Origin of the sequence: Duganella aceris, from assembly GCF_011090165.1 — a bacterium.
GTDB lineage: Bacteria > Pseudomonadota > Gammaproteobacteria > Burkholderiales > Burkholderiaceae_D > Rugamonas > Rugamonas aceris.
In genome coordinates this window covers 22,013-39,678 of record NZ_JAADJT010000015.1, presented here as the reverse complement: position 1 = coordinate 39,678, position 17,666 = coordinate 22,013, and the positions used below count along the sequence as shown (strand labels likewise).

At 64.4% G+C, this 17,666-nt stretch carries 20 protein-coding genes; 11 read left to right on the top strand and 9 right to left on the bottom strand.

Features of this window, described 5'->3' with window-relative positions; translation table 11 throughout:
- The first annotated feature begins 112 nt into the window (after positions 1-112).
- Both GW587_RS26915 and GW587_RS26910 read left to right on the top strand, forming a co-directional pair.
- Positions 113-649 carry a PadR family transcriptional regulator gene (locus tag GW587_RS26915; RefSeq protein ID WP_166107990.1) on the top strand — a complete coding sequence of 179 codons (537 nt, stop codon included), beginning with the start codon at positions 113-115 and terminating at the stop codon, positions 647-649.
- Between the two features lies 1 nt (position 650).
- A complete protein-coding gene (locus GW587_RS26910) occupies positions 651-1,898 on the top strand; it encodes an MFS transporter (RefSeq protein ID WP_166107989.1) in 1,248 nt (415 codons plus the stop codon).
- Here the strand turns inward: GW587_RS26910 and GW587_RS26905 are convergent, their stop codons facing one another.
- Positions 1,899-2,474 (bottom strand): hypothetical protein, encoded by a 576-nt coding sequence (locus tag GW587_RS26905; RefSeq protein WP_229259676.1) that lies wholly within the window; start codon positions 2,472-2,474, stop codon positions 1,899-1,901. It lies immediately after the preceding gene.
- Positions 2,475-2,650: 176 nt separating this feature from the next.
- Between GW587_RS26905 and GW587_RS26900 the strand changes: the two genes are divergently transcribed.
- From GW587_RS26900 to GW587_RS26885, 4 genes are read left to right on the top strand one after another with little or no spacing between them, the layout of a single operon-like run.
- Entirely contained in the window at positions 2,651-3,541 is an 891-nt protein-coding gene (locus GW587_RS26900; protein WP_166107988.1) for a 2-dehydro-3-deoxygalactonokinase, read from the top strand.
- 5 nt (positions 3,542-3,546) lie between these two features.
- Entirely contained in the window at positions 3,547-4,167 is a 621-nt protein-coding gene (locus tag GW587_RS26895) for a 2-dehydro-3-deoxy-6-phosphogalactonate aldolase (RefSeq protein WP_166107987.1), read from the top strand.
- A gap of 33 nt (positions 4,168-4,200) precedes the next feature.
- On the top strand, positions 4,201-5,085 hold the full coding sequence (locus tag GW587_RS26890; RefSeq protein WP_166107986.1) for an SMP-30/gluconolactonase/LRE family protein: 885 nt from the start codon (positions 4,201-4,203) through the stop codon (positions 5,083-5,085).
- A gap of 38 nt (positions 5,086-5,123) precedes the next feature.
- Complete coding sequence (locus GW587_RS26885) at positions 5,124-5,546, top strand: DUF7684 family protein (RefSeq protein ID WP_166107985.1); 423 nt, start codon at positions 5,124-5,126, stop codon at positions 5,544-5,546.
- On the opposite strand, the gene GW587_RS26880 is transcribed toward GW587_RS26885, so the two are convergent.
- Positions 5,543-5,962 carry a VOC family protein gene (locus GW587_RS26880; protein ID WP_166107984.1) on the bottom strand — a complete coding sequence of 140 codons (420 nt, stop codon included), beginning with the start codon at positions 5,960-5,962 and terminating at the stop codon, positions 5,543-5,545. The two genes, GW587_RS26885 and GW587_RS26880, sit on opposite strands and share 4 nt — an antisense overlap.
- A 32-nt stretch (positions 5,963-5,994) precedes the next feature.
- Positions 5,995-6,717, bottom strand: a complete 723-nt coding sequence (locus GW587_RS26875) for a helix-turn-helix transcriptional regulator (RefSeq protein WP_166107983.1) — start codon at positions 6,715-6,717, stop codon at positions 5,995-5,997.
- Between the two features lie 322 nt (positions 6,718-7,039).
- Here GW587_RS26875 and GW587_RS26870 point away from each other — a divergent pair, with 322 nt between their 5' ends.
- Both GW587_RS26870 and GW587_RS26865 read left to right on the top strand, forming a co-directional pair.
- Positions 7,040-7,336, top strand: coding sequence for a hypothetical protein (locus GW587_RS26870; RefSeq protein WP_166107982.1), 297 nt, complete (start codon positions 7,040-7,042; stop codon positions 7,334-7,336).
- Between the two features lie 14 nt (positions 7,337-7,350).
- Positions 7,351-7,740, top strand: coding sequence for a hypothetical protein (locus GW587_RS26865; RefSeq protein WP_166107981.1), 390 nt, complete (start codon positions 7,351-7,353; stop codon positions 7,738-7,740).
- Here the strand turns inward: GW587_RS26865 and GW587_RS26860 are convergent.
- On the bottom strand, positions 7,737-7,907 hold the full coding sequence (locus tag GW587_RS26860; RefSeq protein ID WP_229259675.1) for a MerR family DNA-binding protein: 171 nt from the start codon (positions 7,905-7,907) through the stop codon (positions 7,737-7,739). The genes GW587_RS26865 and GW587_RS26860 overlap by 4 nt on opposite strands.
- Positions 7,908-7,981: 74 nt before the next feature.
- Between GW587_RS26860 and GW587_RS26855 the strand changes: the two genes are divergently transcribed.
- Positions 7,982-8,611, top strand: coding sequence for a cation efflux transmembrane domain-containing protein (locus GW587_RS26855; protein ID WP_166107979.1), 630 nt, complete (start codon positions 7,982-7,984; stop codon positions 8,609-8,611).
- On the opposite strand, the gene GW587_RS26850 is transcribed toward GW587_RS26855, so the two are convergent.
- The 5 genes from GW587_RS26850 to GW587_RS26830 all read right to left on the bottom strand — a co-directional run bounded on the left by GW587_RS26850 (position 8,601) and on the right by GW587_RS26830 (position 15,024).
- Complete coding sequence (locus GW587_RS26850; RefSeq protein ID WP_166107978.1) at positions 8,601-9,029, bottom strand: VOC family protein; 429 nt, start codon at positions 9,027-9,029, stop codon at positions 8,601-8,603. The two genes, GW587_RS26855 and GW587_RS26850, sit on opposite strands and share 11 nt — an antisense overlap.
- Positions 9,030-9,167: 138 nt before the next feature.
- Positions 9,168-10,817: a chaperonin GroEL gene (gene groL / locus GW587_RS26845; RefSeq protein WP_166107977.1), complete on the bottom strand. Its 1,650-nt coding sequence runs from the start codon at positions 10,815-10,817 to the stop codon at positions 9,168-9,170.
- A 44-nt stretch (positions 10,818-10,861) separates the two neighbouring features.
- Positions 10,862-11,152, bottom strand: coding sequence for a co-chaperone GroES (gene groES / locus GW587_RS26840; protein ID WP_008451606.1), 291 nt, complete (start codon positions 11,150-11,152; stop codon positions 10,862-10,864).
- Between the two features lie 237 nt (positions 11,153-11,389).
- Positions 11,390-12,529: a YdcF family protein gene (locus tag GW587_RS26835; protein WP_166107976.1), complete on the bottom strand. Its 1,140-nt coding sequence runs from the start codon at positions 12,527-12,529 to the stop codon at positions 11,390-11,392.
- 5 nt (positions 12,530-12,534) lie between these two features.
- Positions 12,535-15,024, bottom strand: a complete 2,490-nt coding sequence (locus GW587_RS26830) for a TonB-dependent receptor (protein ID WP_166107975.1) — start codon at positions 15,022-15,024, stop codon at positions 12,535-12,537.
- A 142-nt stretch (positions 15,025-15,166) separates the two neighbouring features.
- Between GW587_RS26830 and GW587_RS26825 the strand changes: the two genes are divergently transcribed.
- Complete coding sequence (locus tag GW587_RS26825; RefSeq protein ID WP_166107974.1) at positions 15,167-16,291, top strand: ROK family transcriptional regulator; 1,125 nt, start codon at positions 15,167-15,169, stop codon at positions 16,289-16,291.
- A gap of 6 nt (positions 16,292-16,297) precedes the next feature.
- A complete protein-coding gene (locus GW587_RS26820; RefSeq protein WP_166107973.1) occupies positions 16,298-17,662 on the top strand; it encodes an MFS transporter in 1,365 nt (454 codons plus the stop codon).
- Positions 17,663-17,666: the final 4 nt, after the last annotated feature.

Below are 17,666 nucleotides of genomic sequence, written 5' to 3'. Positions count from 1 at the left end.
CCCCGGAGTAAGTGGACATTTCGCCGGAGATTTTTCTTGAACTCTGGACGAATTGGGTTAAGATATATCTTATTAAGTTATATCTTAACTGTGTCACGTCTGGGAGTTCAGCATGTTCAAGCATCATCATCACCATCACGCTCATCATCATCCGCACGCCGTGCACGGCCATCACGGCCATGGCGGCGGCCCGCGCGGTCGCGGTCCGAAAATGTTCGACGCCGGCGCCATGCGCTATGTCGTGCTGCAACTGATCGCCGAGAAGCCGCGCCACGGCTACGAGATCATCAAGGAGCTGGAGCAGCGCTCCGGCGGCGGCTATACCCCCAGCCCGGGCGCCATCTATCCGCTGCTGGCGATGTTGCTGGATATGGGCCACGTCTCGGCCACGCCGGACGGTAATAAGAAGCTGCACACCATCACGCCCGACGGCGAGGCCTTCCTGGCCGAGAACCGCCAGTTCGTCGACGCCGTCGTGGCGCGCATGACCGAGCCGGGCGACAATCGCGGCGACCTGCGCGCGCTGATGCACGAGCTGAAGCACGCCGTCATCGCCCAGGCCTGGGAAGGCAATCAGGACGAGCAGAAGCTGGAGCAGATCCGCGCCATCCTGCGCCAGGCGCAGGCCGACATCGCCGCGCTGGCATAAGATGACGGGCCCGCTTGCGCTGACGCCGTCCCGCGAACGCCTGGTGCTCTGGCTGCTGGCGCTGACGCAGTTCACCGTCATCATGGACTTCATGGTGATGATGCCGCTGGCGCCGCAGCTGATGACGGCGTTCGCCATTACCCCGGCCGCCGTGTCGGGCGCGGTGTCGGCGTATGCGTGGTGCGCCGGCCTGTCCGGCCTGGCCGCCGCGATGTATATCGACCGCTTCGACCGCAAGAAGCTGCTGTTGACCATGTTCGCGCTGTTCTCGCTGTCCAACCTGGCCTGCGCGGCGGCGCCGAACTTCCACGTGCTGGTGCTGTCGCGCGCCTTCGCCGGGCTGACCGGCGGCGTGCTCGGCGCCATCGTCATGGCCATCATCGGCGACCTGATCCCGGCCCACCGGCGCGGCGCGGCGACCGGCATCGTCATGACCTCGTTCAGCATGGCCGCGGTGATCGGGGTGCCGTCCGGCGTGATGCTGGCGGCGCACTTCGGCTGGGCGTCGCCGTTCTATATCCTGGTGCTGTGCTCGCTGCCCATCCTGGCGCTGGCCGCGCGCGTGCTGCCGGCGCTGGACGGCCATGTGGCGCAGCGCGCGCCGCTGTCGGCGGTGCTGCCGGACCTGATCGCGCTGTACCGCGTGCCGAACCACCTGAAGGCTTTCCTGCTGTCGGCGGTCAATATGGCGACCGGGATGATGGTGATTCCCTTCATCTCGCCGGTATTGGTGAGTAATGTCGGGCTGAAGCCGGCCGAGATCACCTATGTCTACCTGGCCGGCGGCATCGCCACCTTCTTCACCGCGCGCATGGTGGGCAAGTGGTCGGACCGGGTCGGCGCGCACAAGGTGTATCGCACGCTGAGTTTGCTGTTCATCCTGCCGGTGCTGTTCATCACCCACATGCCGGTGATGCCTTTGATCGGCGTGATGCTGTTCTTTCCGTTCTTCATGGTGCTGGCGTCGGGCCGCAATATCCCGATGCAGGCGCTGATGACGACCGTGCCGGATCCGGCGCGGCGCGGCGCCTTCCTCAGCGCCAACGCGGCGGTGCAGCAGGTCGGCACCGGCCTCGGCGCCTTGCTGGGCGGGCTGACCTTGCGCACCAACGCGGCCGGGCAGATCGACGGCTACGGTTTGAACGGCTGGATCGCCGCCGGGCTGGCGGTGTTGGCGGTGCTGTGGGTGGGGCGGATACGCGGCGCCGCGCCGGTGGCGGCGCCGGTGGTGAAGGGCGAGGCGGCCTAGTCAGCCGTCGATGCTGGTGCGCTTGGCCGGGTGCTTCTCGCGGCGCCAGCGCGCCAGGCTGATGACTTCGTCGGAGCTGGCGTCCTCCACCAGGATCTCGTCGTCGCTGGACGAGACCAGGAAGCTTTCCCAGCGCTGCGCCGCTTCGGCGGTGTTTTCCACATAGCTGAACTGCCAGTAGTTCTTGCCGTTCAGCTTGCGCGGGGTCGGGTCGTACTCGATCAGGGCGCCGTGCACCTTGCCGTTGGAGTTCTTTTCCAGCAGCGCCGACCAGGCTTGCAGTTCCGGCAAGGCCATCAGCGCGGCGGCGGCTTGTTCCTTGGTGCGGATGGCCACCGGCTCGGACGGCGGCGCCGGTTCCTTCTCGGCGACCACGCGCGGCGCGGTGACCGGCGCGGCCTTCTTGATCGCGGCCGCGCTGCTGCTGGCGCTGGCCGGCGCCGGCGCGGGCGCCGGGACCGCCTGCGGCGCGACTGGCGCCGAACTGGAGTAATACGCGCCCAGCGCCACCGCCACCGCGCCCAGTGCGGCGGCGGCGACGATCAATGTGCGGGTGGACAGCTTGCTAAATTCCATGAGGTTATGCCTGTGGCTATTTTATAGTCGGCAATACTAAACCAAAGCCCCCTCAGGGGCAACTGCCTTCGGCCGAGGCCTATACTGTTTTGATATCACTTGCGCGAGATAATTCATAGCCTGAGGGCCGGGGTTTTTCGTACCATCACGGGGGAACCAGCAAAGGATCATGCATAGTGAACAAGAATATAGTGGGGATAGACTGGGGCACGAGCAATCGGCGCGCCTATTTGATCGACGAATCCGGCGCCTGCCTGGCCGAACATGAGGACAATCAGGGCATGCTGGCGGTCGGCGGGCGCGAGCGGTTCGGCGCCTCGCTGGCGGCGCTGCTGGATGCCATGCGCCTGCCGGCCGAGGTGCCGGTGATCATGGCCGGCATGGTCGGCAGCGCCTCGGGCTGGCAGGAGGTCGGCTATCAGGACGCGTCCGCGCCGCTGGAGGGCCTGCCGCGCCATCTGGCGCCGGTCACCGATCCGGCCTGGGCCGGCCGCTGCCACATCGTGCCCGGCTATTGCTACCGCGACGGCGCGGCGGTCGATGTGATGCGCGGCGAGGAGACCCAGCTGCTCGGCGCGGTCGCGCTGGGCCATCGCGACGGCTGGATCGTGCTGCCGGGCACGCACAGCAAATGGGTGCTGCTGCGCGACGGCGTGATCCAGTCGCTGGCGACCTACATGACCGGCGAGCTGTTCGCGATGCTGTCGGCCGGCGGCACGCTGTCTTCGATGATGGGCGGCGACAGCACCGACGCCGAAGGCTTCGCGGCCGGGCTGGAGCAGGCGGCGCGCAAGCTGCCCTTGTCCAATTCGCTGTTCCGCGTGCGCGCCGGCGTGGTCGCCAAGGCGGCGCCGCCGCAACAGGCCGCCGCGCTGGCCAGCGGCTTGCTGATCGGCGCCGAATTCGCCGCCGCCGCGTTGCAGGCGGGGCAGGGCATCACCGTCATCGGTTCGCCGGCATTGGCCACGCGCTATGCCGCCGCCGCCGCGCACTTCGGCCTGCAATGCCAAGTGCTCGATCCCCACCGCGTGTTCTGCACGGCGGTTTCTCAATTTATCAAGGCTTGATCACCATGTCCCTCTCCCATCCCACCACACCCTTGGTCGCCATCCTGCGCGGCCTGAAACCCGCAGAAGCGGTCGATGTCGCCAAGGTGCTGCACGCGGCCGGCTTCCGCGCGCTGGAAGTGCCGCTGAACCGACCCGGCGCGCTGGAATGCATCGCCAGCATGGTGGCGCTGGAGTTGCCCGATACGCTGGTCGGCGGCGGCACCATGCTCAACGTCGGCCATGTCGAGGCGGTGCATGAGGCCGGCGGCCGCCTGCTGGTCTCGCCGAACTGCAATCCGGCCGCGATCCGCCGCGCCGCCGACCTGGGCATGTACTGCGCGCCGGGCGTCGCCACGCCGACCGAGGCGTTCGCCGCGCTGGACGCCGGCGCCCACGCGCTGAAACTGTTCCCGGCCGAGATGGTCGGCCACGGCGGCCTGAAGGCCTTGACCAGCGTGATCCCGGCCGGCACGCCGATGTGGCCGGTCGGCGGCGTCACGCCGGACACCATGGAGGGCTGGGTGCGCGCCGGCGCGACCGGCTTCGGCATCGGCGGCGCCTTGTTCACGCCGGGCGTGACCTTGGACGCGCTGGCCGAACGCGCCGCCGCCTTCGTCGCCAAGTGGCGTTCTTTGGCCGTATGATGGCGGCTGTCTAAAATTTGGGGATCTGAACCGATGAGCAAGCATGACGTGCAATGCCTGTGGGAAGCCGGCGCGCAATTGGGCGAAGGCCCGTTGTGGGTGGCCGAGCAAAACCGCCTGTACTTTGTCGACCTGAAGAACCGGACGCTGCACGCGCTGGACACCGCCGCTGGCGAGCGCCGCAGCTGGGCCATGCCGGACTACATCTGCTGGCTGATCGCGCGCCGCGACGGCGACGGCTTCATGGCCGGCCTGCGCGACGGTATCGCTCGCGTCTGGCTGGAGCCGGCGTTGCGCATCGAGTACCTGCATCGTCCCTTCCCGGCCGACAGCGGGCTGCGCATGAACGACGCCAAGGTCGACGCGGCCGGCCGCATCTGGGCCGGGTCGATGCACAACACCGATTACGCGCAGGCGATTGGCACGCTGTTCCGGCTCGACACCGATCTGTCGCTGCACGCGCTGGAGCGCGACTATCATATCTGCAACGGCCCGGCCTTCAGCAACGACGGCGCGACCATGTACCACACCGACAGCTACGAGGGCCGCACCTATGCCTATCCGCTGGCGGCGGACGGCACGCTGGGCGCGCCGCGCGTGTGGCGCCAGTTCGACGGCGCCGTCGAAGGCTCGCCGGATGGCATGACGGTCGACAGCGAAGGCTGCGTCTGGATCGCGCAGTGGGGCGGCGGGCGGGTGTGCCGCTACTCGGCGGACGGCGAGCTGCTGGAGACGGTGCGCGTACCGGCGCGCAATCCCGCCTCCTGCACGTTCGGCGGCGCGGATTTGAAGACCTTGTTCATCACCACCGCGCGCGAGGACAACACGCCGGAACAATTGAAAGAGTTCCCGCTGACCGGCGCGCTGTTCGCGGTGCGGGTCGACGTCGCCGGCGTCCCGGCCGCGCGCTTCGGCTGATCAGGTTAAAATCCGGGATCATCTTCAATGGTCTCATCATGCAAAAAACAGCTGTACGCTATTTACATCTCACCCCTGACAGCGATTTCCCCGCGCTGGAAGGGCTGTCGCAATTCAAGGCCGTGCTGGTGGTCGAGGCGGAAGTGGCGGAGATGACGATGTGGGAAACCAGCCGCGCGCTGATTGCGTCGGGTTGCCTGTACGCGCTGGCGTGGGGCGATCAGTGCGAGGCGTGGCGCGAGGCGCTGGAAGACGCCAGCCTCGAAGCGACCGACTACGACGATGTGCCCGAGGAACGGCAGGTCATCACCACCGCCCATGAGGACGAGGAGCTGAGCGAAGCCTTCTGGTTCGCCAAGCACCGCGCCGTGCATCCGGCGGAATTGCGCGAGACGCTGATCGTCCACATCGCCGACGCCGCGCGCCGCGAGGAAATCGAAGCCGAGTACCGCGACGCTTAAGCTTCGGAGTAAGCCGTCGCCACGCTCAGCACCCAGTTCACGCCGAAGCGGTCCTTGAGCATGCCGTACAGCGGCGACCATGGCGACGGCGCGAGCGGCGCGGTGATCGTGGCGCCGTCGGACAGCTTGTCCCAACGTGCGCTGGTCTCTTCGGCGGTTGCCGCCTCCACCACCACCAGGAAGGCCAGCTCGCCTGGATTAAAGGCCGTGTGCGATGGCACATCGTAGGCCATCACACGGAAGCCGTCGTCGGCCGCCACTTGGCCCCACATGATCTGTTCGGCTTCGGATTGTTCCGTGACCTTATGGGCATCCTTATACGTCACAAGCGTGACATCGCCGCCAAACACGCTCTGGTAGAAACCAAGCGCCTCACGTGCCTGGCCGCGAAAATTCAAATGGATAACTGCTTTCATGGTGAACTCCGAATAGATAAGGGAGCCCCATTCTATCGGGGACCACTGTCAGTTTCTGGCAGTATGCTGTGGCCCGGAACATGTTCCAGGCGGCGCCACTCGCGGAGCAGGGACTGCTTGTTGCGCGGATAGCGCACCTCCAGCAACTCGGCTTCGCTGATGCGGTCGGAACGGAAATTGCGGAAGCCGTCGCGCAGTTCGCACCAGCACATCAGCACCCGATTTTGATCGAAATACACCAGCGCGAACGGCCACACCACGCGCTGCGATTCCACACCCGAAGGATCGCGGTAAGTGATCCGCAATTTCTGCTGCGCCCGTATCGCCGCGCGCAACAGGTCCGGGACGATGCCGTGCGCCACCGGGCGCCGGCCGGCGCCGAGCAGCAGCGCGGACTCGTCGAGTTCGCGGCGCAGTTCGGGCGGCAGCACGGCGGCGATCTTGGCCAGCGTGCTCAACGCGCCTTGCGCCAGCGGCCGGTCGCCGCAATCGGCGACCATGCGCATGCCCAGCACCAGCGCGTCGAGTTCCTCCGAGCCGAACATCAGCGGCGGCAGCATGAAGCCCGGCTTCATCACATACCCGACGCCCGGCTCCCCGACGATGGCGGCACCCTGCGCCTGCAGGCTGGCGATATCGCGGTACAAGGTGCGGATGCTGACCCCGGTTTCAGCGGCAAGCGCCATCCCGCTGACGGGACGCCGATGGCGCCGCAGCACTTGCAGCAGGTTGAGCAGGCGTTCGGATCTGGACATGCTGAGATCATAATGCCAATCAGCTCAACCGGTGCTGAAAATCCAAGATCACCGACGGCGCCCGTTGAGCGCGATCAGCGATGCGGATTGTCCGGCGTGCTACATCTGAGTCCTGTACCAAAGGGGCCGTCAAATGAATAACAAGCGTATTTATTACTCCTGCAGTACCTGGCTCTCTTATGAAATCTGTCAACGCTACTACGGTCAGGTGCATTACGCTTGGTGCTCCCCATATTTTGACGCATGCTCCAAGTTAAGCCCCCACAATTCGGTGCCTCCGAGTTCGAATCCCAGGGAGATATACTGGAATCTAAGGAGGGATGTGGATGCCGCCGACCTGCACTCTTCGAAAATAAAAGACGTCCGACGCGGCATCCAGAGGGGCGCCGCCAGGAAGCTAGAAGCGGGTATCATCGACAAGTCGGGATACAAAGAAATTCTGGGCATATTGAGGCGGTCGCAACCGTCGGATTTCAAACCGCTAATGTTTGTGATACCGGTTTCTCCGATTGCCAATCTATTCATGCCTGTCGAAGTAACGCGAAAAGCGAATCTTTTATCCGAGGAATACATCATCAGCAACCTATCGCGGGATTTCTTCGATGCTTTTGAATTATGAGCCGGAGGTTTGATATGGATATCCTTGCTTACGTTGACGCTGTTCCTTTCGAGACAGCAAACGAGGCGCTCTTTTACTGTGGTCGTGCATTCGAAGCGATGGCTTGGCCCAAGGAGATGAGGGCTGACTTCTTTTTTGACGCGCCCTCATGTACGCCAAGCGCTGAAAGCCGAACATTGACACTGGCCATCCTCGCCGGCATCGAAGCGCGTGAGGGGAAGCCTTTTGATCAGTTGGATAAGGAGACATTGGATCGCTACTCACGCGAGATCGGGGAAGTCGACGATATTCTTGCGAAACGCCTGCCGATCTTCAACTCAGCGCGTGCAGACGACATACTTCAGCAGATGCGGGCTAGCTGGAGGCGTGCCTTTCCAGATTCTGAAAAATTCTGCAATTCTTAATCGTATCGACTGAACGGCAGGTTCCCCAGTGCGACCGCTTCGATGTGGGCGTCGAGCAGGCGGTCGACGCCGCCGCAGCCGGCCTCAGGGCTGGCACGCAGTTGCAGCAACGTGCGGATTTCTTCCAGCGAGATGTCCAACGAGCGGCAGGGGCGGATGAATTGCAATCGCTCCAGGTGTGGCGCGCCATACACGCGGTAGTTGGCGCCGTGCGCGGCGGAGCTTGAATCAAGGAACCGGAATGGCTGACTGTTGCAACGGCGGCTGCGCCTCGGGCAAGCCGCCGGCCGATGCGCGCTACCGCCGCATCCTGTGGATCGCGCTGCTGGTCAACGCCGGCATGTTCGTCATCGAGCTGGCAAGCGGCTGGCACGCCGAGTCCGCCGCCTTGCTTGCGGATTCCGCCGACTTCATGGGCGATGCCTTGAACTACGGCATCTCGCTGTTCATCCTCGGCCTGGGCACGGAGTGGCGGAGGCGCTCGGCGCTGCTCAAGGGCTGGTCGATGGCGGCATACGGCCTGTTCGTGCTGGCGACCACCGCATGGCACGTCGCCGCCGGCGCGCTGCCGGCGGCGTCCACCATGAGCGTGATCGGCGTGCTGGCGCTGGTGGCCAACGGCGCGGTCGCGGCGCTGCTGTACGCCTTCCGCGAAGGCGACGCCGATATGCGCGCGGTCTGGCTGTGCACCCGCAACGATGTGATCGGCAACCTGGCGGTGCTGGCGGCCGCCGCCCTGGTCGCGCGGACCGGCGGCAACTGGCCCGACATCCTGGTCGCGGCCGTCATGGGCGCGCTGAGTCTGACGGCGGCGTGGGCCGTCATCCGGCGCGCGCGGCGGGAGTCCGGTGCGGCCTTGGTCAGAACGTGATCTTCACCGACGGCGCGCTGCGTTGCGCTTCGCCGTGGTACACGAATTCGATATTGTTGCCGTCCGGGTCCAGCACAAAGGCGGCGTAGTAGCCGGGGTGATACGGCCGCTCGCCTGGCGGGCCGTTGTCCTCGCCGCCGTTGACCAGCGCCTGGGTATGAAACGCGTCGACCATGGCGCGGTCGCGCGCCTGGAACGCCAGGTGGTGGCGTCCGGTCAGCACACCCTGCGCGGCCTCGCTGTCGGGAGTAGAGACGAACAACTCGTCGGCCCAGAAGTAGTCCTTGCCGGAGCCGGCGATCGGAATGTCGAGCAGCTTGAAGATGGCGGAATAAAATCGTTGCGAGGCGGGAAGGTCCCGCACCACCAGCTGGACATGGTCGATCAGGCGACCGCGATGGAGTTCCTTGGTTTTCATGCCGCGCTCCTTTGCAAGTGACAGGGTGCGCGAATAGCTTAGCGCGGAACGCGCAAACCGGGCGCGCAATAAAAAAGCCAGCTTCCGAAGAAGCTGGCTTTCTGTACAGCGAGGCTAGTGGCTAAGCCGGCGCGGCGATTACATCATGCCGTCCATGCCACCCATGCCGCCCATGCCACCCATACCGCCGCCCATGCCGCCGGCAGCTTTGTCGTCGGCAGCTTCGGCAACCATGCAGTCGGTGGTCAGCATCAGGCCGGCGATCGACGCTGCGTTTTGCAGTGCCGAACGGGTGACCTTGGCTGGATCCAGCACGCCCATTTCGACCATGTCGCCGTAGGTGCCGTTGGCGGCGTTGTAACCGTAGTTACCGGTGCCTGCCAGAACCGCAGCAACAACCACCGAAGCTTCTTCGCCGGCGTTTTGCACGATCATGCGCAGTGGCTCTTCCATGGCGCGCAGAACGATCTTGATACCTGCGTCCTGGTCCGGGTTGTCGCCTTTGACGGTGATCGAAGCGCGGGCGCGCAGCAGGGCTACGCCGCCGCCTGGCACGATGCCTTCTTCAACCGCTGCGCGGGTTGCGTGCAGTGCATCTTCAACGCGGGCTTTTTTCTCTTTCATTTCAACTTCGGTGGCTGCGCCGACTTTGATCACTGCAACGCCGCCGGCCAGTTTGGCCACGCGCTCTTGCAGTTTTTCACGGTCGTAGTCCGAAGTCGCTTCTTCGATCTGCACGCGGATTTGCTTGACGCGGCCTTCGATGCCTTCAGCCTGGCCAGCACCGTCGATGACGATGGTGTTTTCCTTGCCGATTTCGATGCGCTTGGCCTGGCCCAGTTCTTCCAGGGTGATTTTTTCCAGGGTCATGCCGACTTCTTCAGCCACCACTTGACCGCCGGTCAGGATCGCGATGTCTTCCAGCATGGCCTTGCGACGGTCGCCGAAGCCTGGGGCTTTGACTGCGCAGGTTTTCAGGATGCCGCGGATGTTGTTGACCACCAGGGTCGCCAGCGCTTCGCCTTCGATGTCTTCGGCGATGATCAGCAGTGGACGGCCGGCTTTGGCGACTTGTTCCAGTACCGGCAGCAGATCGCGGATGTTCGAGATTTTCTTGTCGCACAGCAGGACGAATGGATTGTCCAGGATCGCGACTTGCTTCTCTTGGTTGTTGATGAAGTACGGCGACAGGTAGCCGCGGTCGAACTGCATACCTTCAACGATGTCCAGTTCGTCGTTCAGCGACTTGCCGTCTTCCACGGTGATGACGCCTTCCTTGCCGACTTTTTCCATCGCTTCAGCGATGCGCTCGCCGATCGAGTAGTCGGAGTTGGCCGAGATCGCGCCAACCTGGGCGATTTCCTTGGTGGTGGTGCATGGACGGGCGATGATGGCGATCTGCTCGACGGTCGCTGCGACAGCCTTGTCGATGCCGCGCTTCAGGTCCATCGGGTTCATGCCGGCGGCCACGAATTTCATGCCTTCGCGCACGATGGCTTGTGCCAGTACGGTCGCGGTGGTGGTGCCGTCGCCGGCGTTGTCGCTGGTGCGGGAAGCAACTTCCTTGACCATTTGCGCGCCCATGTTTTGCAGCTTGTCTTTCAGTTCGATTTCTTTCGCAACGGATACGCCGTCCTTGGTGACGGTAGGGGCGCCGAACGAGCGTTCCAGCACAACGTTGCGGCCTTTAGGGCCCAGGGTGACTTTCACTGCGTTGGCCAGGACGTTAACGCCTTCGACCATTTTGGCGCGCGCTGCGTCGCCGAAAATTACTTCTTTAGCTGCCATGTTGTTTCTCCAGAATTAGGTGTTGAATGCAAACGTGCGGTCAATTATTTGACGACGATTGCCATGATGTCTTCTTCGCGCATGACCATCAGTTCCTGGCCGTCGACCTTGACGGTTTGACCGGCGTATTTGCCGAACAGGACGCGGTCGCCTACTTTGACATCCAGCGGACGGACTTTGCCATCTTCCAGAATCTTGCCATTGCCGACGGCGAGGACTTCGCCTTGATCCGGTTTTTCAGCGGCCGCATCAGGGATGATCAGGCCGGACGCAGTTTTGGTTTCCTGGTCGAGGCGTTTGACGATGACGCGATCGTTCAAAGGGCGAAGGTTCATACAAAACTCCTTAAATTAACAATGGTACAGTTTGTTGTTGTTTCAATCAGATTGCCACAACGGAAAGTTGTCGAGAGCGCTGTTAGCACTCTCTAGTAACGAGTGCCAATTATAGGGACGACCTTGGTGTATTTCAAGGCGAACTCTTTGCGTAATCGCAAAAAAGAGGAGGAATGATGCAGATATGACTACGTTTGGAACGCCGAACGGCTGGCCGCGCGGCGTTCCGGGCTGTTATCAAGGATCCAGCGGATCCAGCGGATCGATGCGCAGCGACTTGGCCGACGGCCGGAAAGTCAGCTCGGTCGGGGACAAACGGCTGCCGACCGTGCCCGGCATGTAGCCCAGCTCCTTCAGGTTGCGCGAGGCGAATTCCTGGCTTTCGATGTAGCGGCTCTGGTTGGTGTAGGTGACGATCAGGCTGTCCTTGTCCATCGGTGCGCCCAGCGCGACCAGCCGCCGCGTCACATTGCGCAGGTTGGTCGTGGTGTGGCGCGCGTACGGCTCGATGATGATGGACTCGGCCGGCACGCCGAAACGCTCGATCAGCGCCTTGCGCATCTCCACCGCTTCGACGAAACGCGTGCCCTTCGGATGCACCGAAGCGCCGCTGAGGATGATGAACGGCGCCTCGCCGTCGGCGTAGCGCTTGGCGGCCAGCCGCACATTCCATTTGCCGCGCGTGCTCAGCGCCATGCCGACATTCTCCGGGCCGATGCCCGGAATGATGATCGCCGTGTAGCGGAACAGCTTCCAGTCGATGATCTGCGAGCGGCCCAGCGCGGCGCCGTTGTGGGCCAGGTCGAGCGGTTCGAAGGCGATGGCGTCGGCGCGGTCGTTGGCGTCGAGCAGCGCGATGGCCAGCGGCAGGCTCGGGTCCAGCGGCAACGCCGGATCGTCTTCGCTGGCCTTGGCCAAGGCGATCGCATCCTTGACGGCGGCGTTGAACAGCAGGCTGCCCGGTACGTCGATCGGACCGTCGACCAGCGGATAGCGCGGCGCCGAGCCCTGGCCGTAGACCTGGATGATGCTGTTCAAGCCGCGCAACTCGCGCGACACCTGGGCTTTGACGCCGTCGTCGGCCAAGGTCGCTTTGCGCCACGATGCGGCCGGCGCCTTGGCCGCCGTGGCGGCGACCGCGTCGATCTCGGCGTCGGTCCACAGGCTGGCGTTCAGCAGGCAGGCGACCTCCTGCTTGCAGGCGTCGATGCGGATACGGCGCTCGACCGGCATCGCCGCGCCGGGACGGGCGGCGCCCATGTCCACCAGCGCCGGGAACAGCTGGTTGGCCAGACGCGCCCAATGCTGGTCGCGCACCGGCGCGGCATACGCCTGCTGCGCCAACAACAGGGAGACTGCGATAATTTTTTTGATCATATGATTTACCATGCTTTGCTGATGACCAGGCGGGCGCTGCGGCCGAAGACCGGGCGTCCGTAGATCGCTTCCTTGCTGCCTTGTCCGCCGAGCGCGTCGGTGCGGGTGTTGCCTTCGGTCAGACCCTTGGCGTTGGTCAGGTTGTCGCCGACCAGCTGCACGCGCCAGTCGCCACGGGTGACCGAGACGCCGGCGCCGATCGAGTGGTAGGCCGGCATCGCGGTGGCCTCGAAGAAGTCGACATAGCGCTTGCCGGTGTAGGCATAGCTGCCGTACAGCTCGACCAGGTTGGCGCCGAGGTTGAAATTGTAGTTCGGACGGATGTTGCCGAACACCTTGGGCTCGCGGATGATCTGGTTACCGACCACCTTGGACGGATCGGCGCCGGCGGCGTTGACGAACTGGCGGTATTGCGGATCCTGCAGCGTCAGCGAGCCGTTGATGTAGAAGCGCTCGGTCAGGTGCAGCGCGCCGTCGAACTCGGCGCCGCGCACCACCGCCTTGCCGAAGAACGGCAGGGTCTGGTCGTTGCGGCCGGTCAGCGGATTGAAGGCGGCGAACGAGGCGTTGAGCGGATCGAACTGGGTGTAGAAACCGGTCACATATAAATAGGAGCGGCCGGCGGTCGCCTTGAAGCCGACTTCATACTGGTCGGCCTTGGTGGTCAGCACCAGCGGATCGACCGAGGATGCCACCTGCATCGACGGCGGCACTTCCAGGTGCGACACCCGCGCATAGCCGCCGAAGCGCTGCGAGAAATCGTAGTTGGCGCCGAAGGTCCAGTTGGTGGTGTTGAAGTTGTACTTGTGCTCCTGGCGGGCGCCGGTGAAGGCGCGGGTGGTGTCGTCGGCCAGCGTGGCGGCGTCGCCCAGATTGACCTGTTTGGTCAGCAGCGCGTAGCCGTCGTAGTTGTAGCGCTCGCGGCGCACGCCGGCATCGAGCCGCAGCCTGTCGTTGACTTCCCAGGTGTCGTTGACATACAGCGCGCCCATCCTGGCGTCGACGTCGCCCTGGTTCAGCGTGGTGCTGTAGCGCAGCACGCCGTTGTCGGTCACCGAGCCGAGCACCGCGCCGGACGCGGAGTAGGCCAGCAGATCCAGGGTGCGCGGCTTGCCCTGCACCTCGATCAGCATGTCGTTGTAGACGGTCTTGCTGGTCAGGCCGTAGCCGCTGCCGTAGAAGCCGATCTTGACGTCGTGGTTGCCCAGGCCGGTCTCGAAGTTGCGCGTGATGTTGATGTCGGCCTGGTTCGAATAGAAGTCCGAGGCGCCGGCGCGGTACTGCGCCTGCATCACCAGGCCGGACGCGGCGGCCGGGCTGTAGACTTGGGCGCCGTTGCTGCCGGCGATGGCGTAACCGAGATGGTCGACGGCGCCGAAGGCGGTTTTGGCGGCGCCGAGGAAACCGTTGGCGAAAGTGGTGGCGTCGGCCGGGTTCGAGGTGGAGTAGAACGCGTCGAAGTCCAGCGTGCCCTTGGTGGCGCCGCCCTTGGCCGACAGCTGCCACTTGCCGAGTTCGCCTTCATAGCGCACGCCGAGGTTGCCGTATTCCATGTGACGGCCGCTGGCCAGGTCGCGGGTGTCGGTTTGCAGCTTGCCGTTGCCGTCCAGGTATTTCTGCGGCACGGCGCGCAGCGATGGCGAGTTCATCGTGCCGTCGAAGTAATCGATGTATTTGTCGAGCGACACCGACGGATTGCGCGGATCGGAAATCGGGATCGGCAGGTAGAAGGCGTTGTGGTCGTTCAGGTAGTTGGCGCTGACCGTCAGCGTGCCCGACTCCAGCACACGCTTGATGTTGCCGCGAATCTGGCCGCCGCGATCGTTCGGGAAGCCGTTGTCGCGATGGCCGTCGTCCTGGCGGATGAAGCCGCCGACCGCGTAGAAGGTCTTGTCGTCGATCTTGCCGGCCTGATACAGGTCGAGGCGGCCGAGGCCGGTCGTGCCCAGCGTCACTTGCGCCTTGCCCTTGGTGGTCTCGGTGCCGGTGACGGTGCTGCTGTTGACGATGGCCGCCGCCTGGCTGCCGTAGATCGAGGCCGGGCCGCCGCGTACCACTTCCAGGTTTTTGGTCATCAGGTCGTAGCGGTTCAGGCTGTCGCCACGGAAGAAGAAGCCGTTCATTTCGGTGAACAGCGGCAGGCCATCCTGCTGGAACAGCGCCAGGCCGTCGTCGGTCGGGATGCCGCGCACGCGGGTGATGTTCTGCACTTCGCCGCCGGTTGCCTCGACCTGGATGCCGGGCAGCTTGCCCAGCAGGTCGGCCATGCTCAGCGGCGCGAGTTTTTGCACATCGTTCTGCGACAGCGAGTTCACCGCATAGGATACGTCGAAGCGGCGCTGCGGACGCGCCGAACCGGTCACGACCACGCTGGCGACGTCGGCTTCGTCGCCGGATTGGGCGGCCGGCGCATCCTGGGCAAAAGCGGGGCAGGCCATGGCGTACAGGGCGCCGATTACCCAGCTGTGGGCAAGCGTATTCTTTCTCTTCATCATAGATTTCTCCGGGCTGAACAAGGGTGGGTTAGCTGTCGAGCCGGAGTATAGCCACGCTCTTTTGGTATAATTATTTATTACTTGTAAAATAAATAGAATATGACAGGCGTGTTACAAGAATTGTCCATATGACCACAACACTATGAAAATTGCGCGGCTAAAACTGTCTTCGGAAGAAAAACGTTTGTTATGGCAGCTGCGCACCAAGGGACCGCTGCCGCGCAGCGACCTGGCGATGGCGCTGCAGGTGAGCAATTCGGCGCTGACCAAGCTGTCGCGCAATCTGATCAGCATGGGGCTGGTCGAGGAACAGGCGTCTTCGGACACCAGCGGGCGCGGCCGACCGACCGTGCCGTTGACGATCTCGGCCGCCGGCGGCTTCGCGGTGGGGGCGACGGTGCACAAGGGCATGCTGGAGATCGCGCTGGTCGACTACGCCGGCGGCATCATCTCGCTGACCAGCGAAGAGGTCGGCGCGCCGGACCCGCTGGCGTTCGCGCAGTTGCTGGAGCAGCGCATCACCGAGTTGTCGGTCAAGCACCGGTTGCTGGGCGGGCGCTTTCTCGGCGTCGGCATCGGTTTGCCGGGGCCGCCGCTGGCGCGCGACGGCGGGCAGTGGAACATCGTCAACGATCTGCCGGGCTGGCGCAACGTGCCGCTGCGCCAGATCCTCGACGATGCGCTGGGCCTGCCGACCATGCTGGAGAACGACGCCAACGCCTCGGCGCTGGCCGAATACTATTTGAACGATACGATCCGCAAGTCGTCGACGGTGGTGGTGTTTTTGCTGGGGTATGGGATCGGCGCCGGCGTCATCGAGGATGGGCGGCTGCTCAAAGGGGAGTTCGGCGGCGCGGGCGAGATCGGCGGGCTGTATCCGGGCGAGCTGCCGCGCCCCACCACCATGGACTTGCTGTCGGTGCTGCGCGAAGCGGGATGTGCGATCCAGTCGGTCGCGCATTTCGACGAGGCTAGCGTTGGCCACGAGGCGCTGATCGAGCGCTGGCTGGACCGGGCGGCCGGGCAGCTGGAATTGGTGGTCAACAGCGCCATCTCGTGGTTCGATCCGGGTGAGATCGTGTTTTCCAGCCCGCTGCCGGAATCGATCATGTTGCGCCTGGCGGCCCGGCTGAACCGGGGGCGGCTGCAGTGGCACGAGCACCGGCAGGCGACGCAAATCCGCGTCTCGCGGCTGGGCGGCAGCTCGATCGCGCTGGGTGCCGCGCTGTTGCCGATTCATGCCGCGACCACGGTCGCTTTCACGTAGCGCATCATGAGCCGCTACCTGGCAATGGCGAAGACGGACCGGCATTTGATCGGTTATTCGAGCGGCAATTTTGGCAAGAATCTTTTGCTTGGCAGTGTGGATGTGACGTTGCTGTTTCTGTTGACTGACTTGCTGGGCGTGGCGCCGCACAGCGTCAGCGTGTTGATGTTGATGGTGTTCGGCGCGGACCTGGTGCTTGATCTGGGCGCGGGGTTGTTGGCGGCGTGGGCGCAGAACCGGGGCGTCGGCTATCGGCGGCTGATCGCGCTGGGGGCGCTGCCTTGCGGTGCGGCCTTCGCGCTGATCTACAGCTTGCCGTTGCTGGGGGCGCGCAATATCGTCGTGATCGCGCTGGCCATCATTGCCTTCCGCGCGGCGTATGCGATTATCGATGTGCCGCATAACAGTTTGCTGGCGCGGATCGCCAGCGACAGCCGCGCGCGCGGGCGGGCGTCCGGGTATCGCACGGTGTTTAGTTCGGCAGCCAGTGTGGTGATCGCCACGGTGCTGGTGCCGTTCATGGGCGGCGACGGGCGGCCAGCCAGCGCCGGCCAGTTGTCGATGCTCGGCGTCGTCGGCGGGTTGGCGTTTTGTGCGGCGATATTATTCGCGGCGTGGTCTGCGCGGGAGGATGGGGCAGCGGGGGCGGAGGGGGCGAAGCGGCAGCAACGCGGCGACGACATCGGCGGCGCGGCCAGGATCGCGTTCCTGCCCAAGTTGGATCGCCTGTTCGCGGCGATGGCCGTGATCGCGCTGGTCACCGGCTTCGCGATGCCGGTGTTCGGCAAGATGATGCTGTACATCGCGACCTATGCGCTGCACCAGCCCGGCCTGGCGGGCCGGCTGCTGTTGACCATCACCTTCGGACAACTGGCCGGCGTGGCGTTGTGGATTTTCCTGGTGCGCTCGCACGACAAGACCGTGCTGCTGGCCGCCAGCCACGCGGTCGCCATCTGCGGCATCCTGTTCTTTGTTATGGCCGGCGACAACGCGTGGTTGCTGACGGCGGCGGCGCTGATCGGCGTCGGCTTCGGCGGCGTGTTCATGCTGCCGTGGGGGATCCTGGCCGACATCACCGATTTCGCCACCTTCCGCCATCGCGAGCGGCGCGAAACCGCTACCTTCGCCACCATGCTGGTGCTGCTCAAGGCCGGCGGCGCGGGCGCGTTGGCGGGCATCGGCTGGAGCCTGGGAGAACTGGGCTACGTGCCCGGCGTGGCGCAGCCCGAGTCGGTCATCCTGGGCATGAAACTGCTGGCGTTTGGTGTACCGATACTGGGCTCCATCATCGCGATCCTGACCTTGCGGCGGCTGGCGATCGGACATCAGGCGCACGCCCGCGTGGTGCGGGCCAACCGGCGCTGGGCGTAGCCGC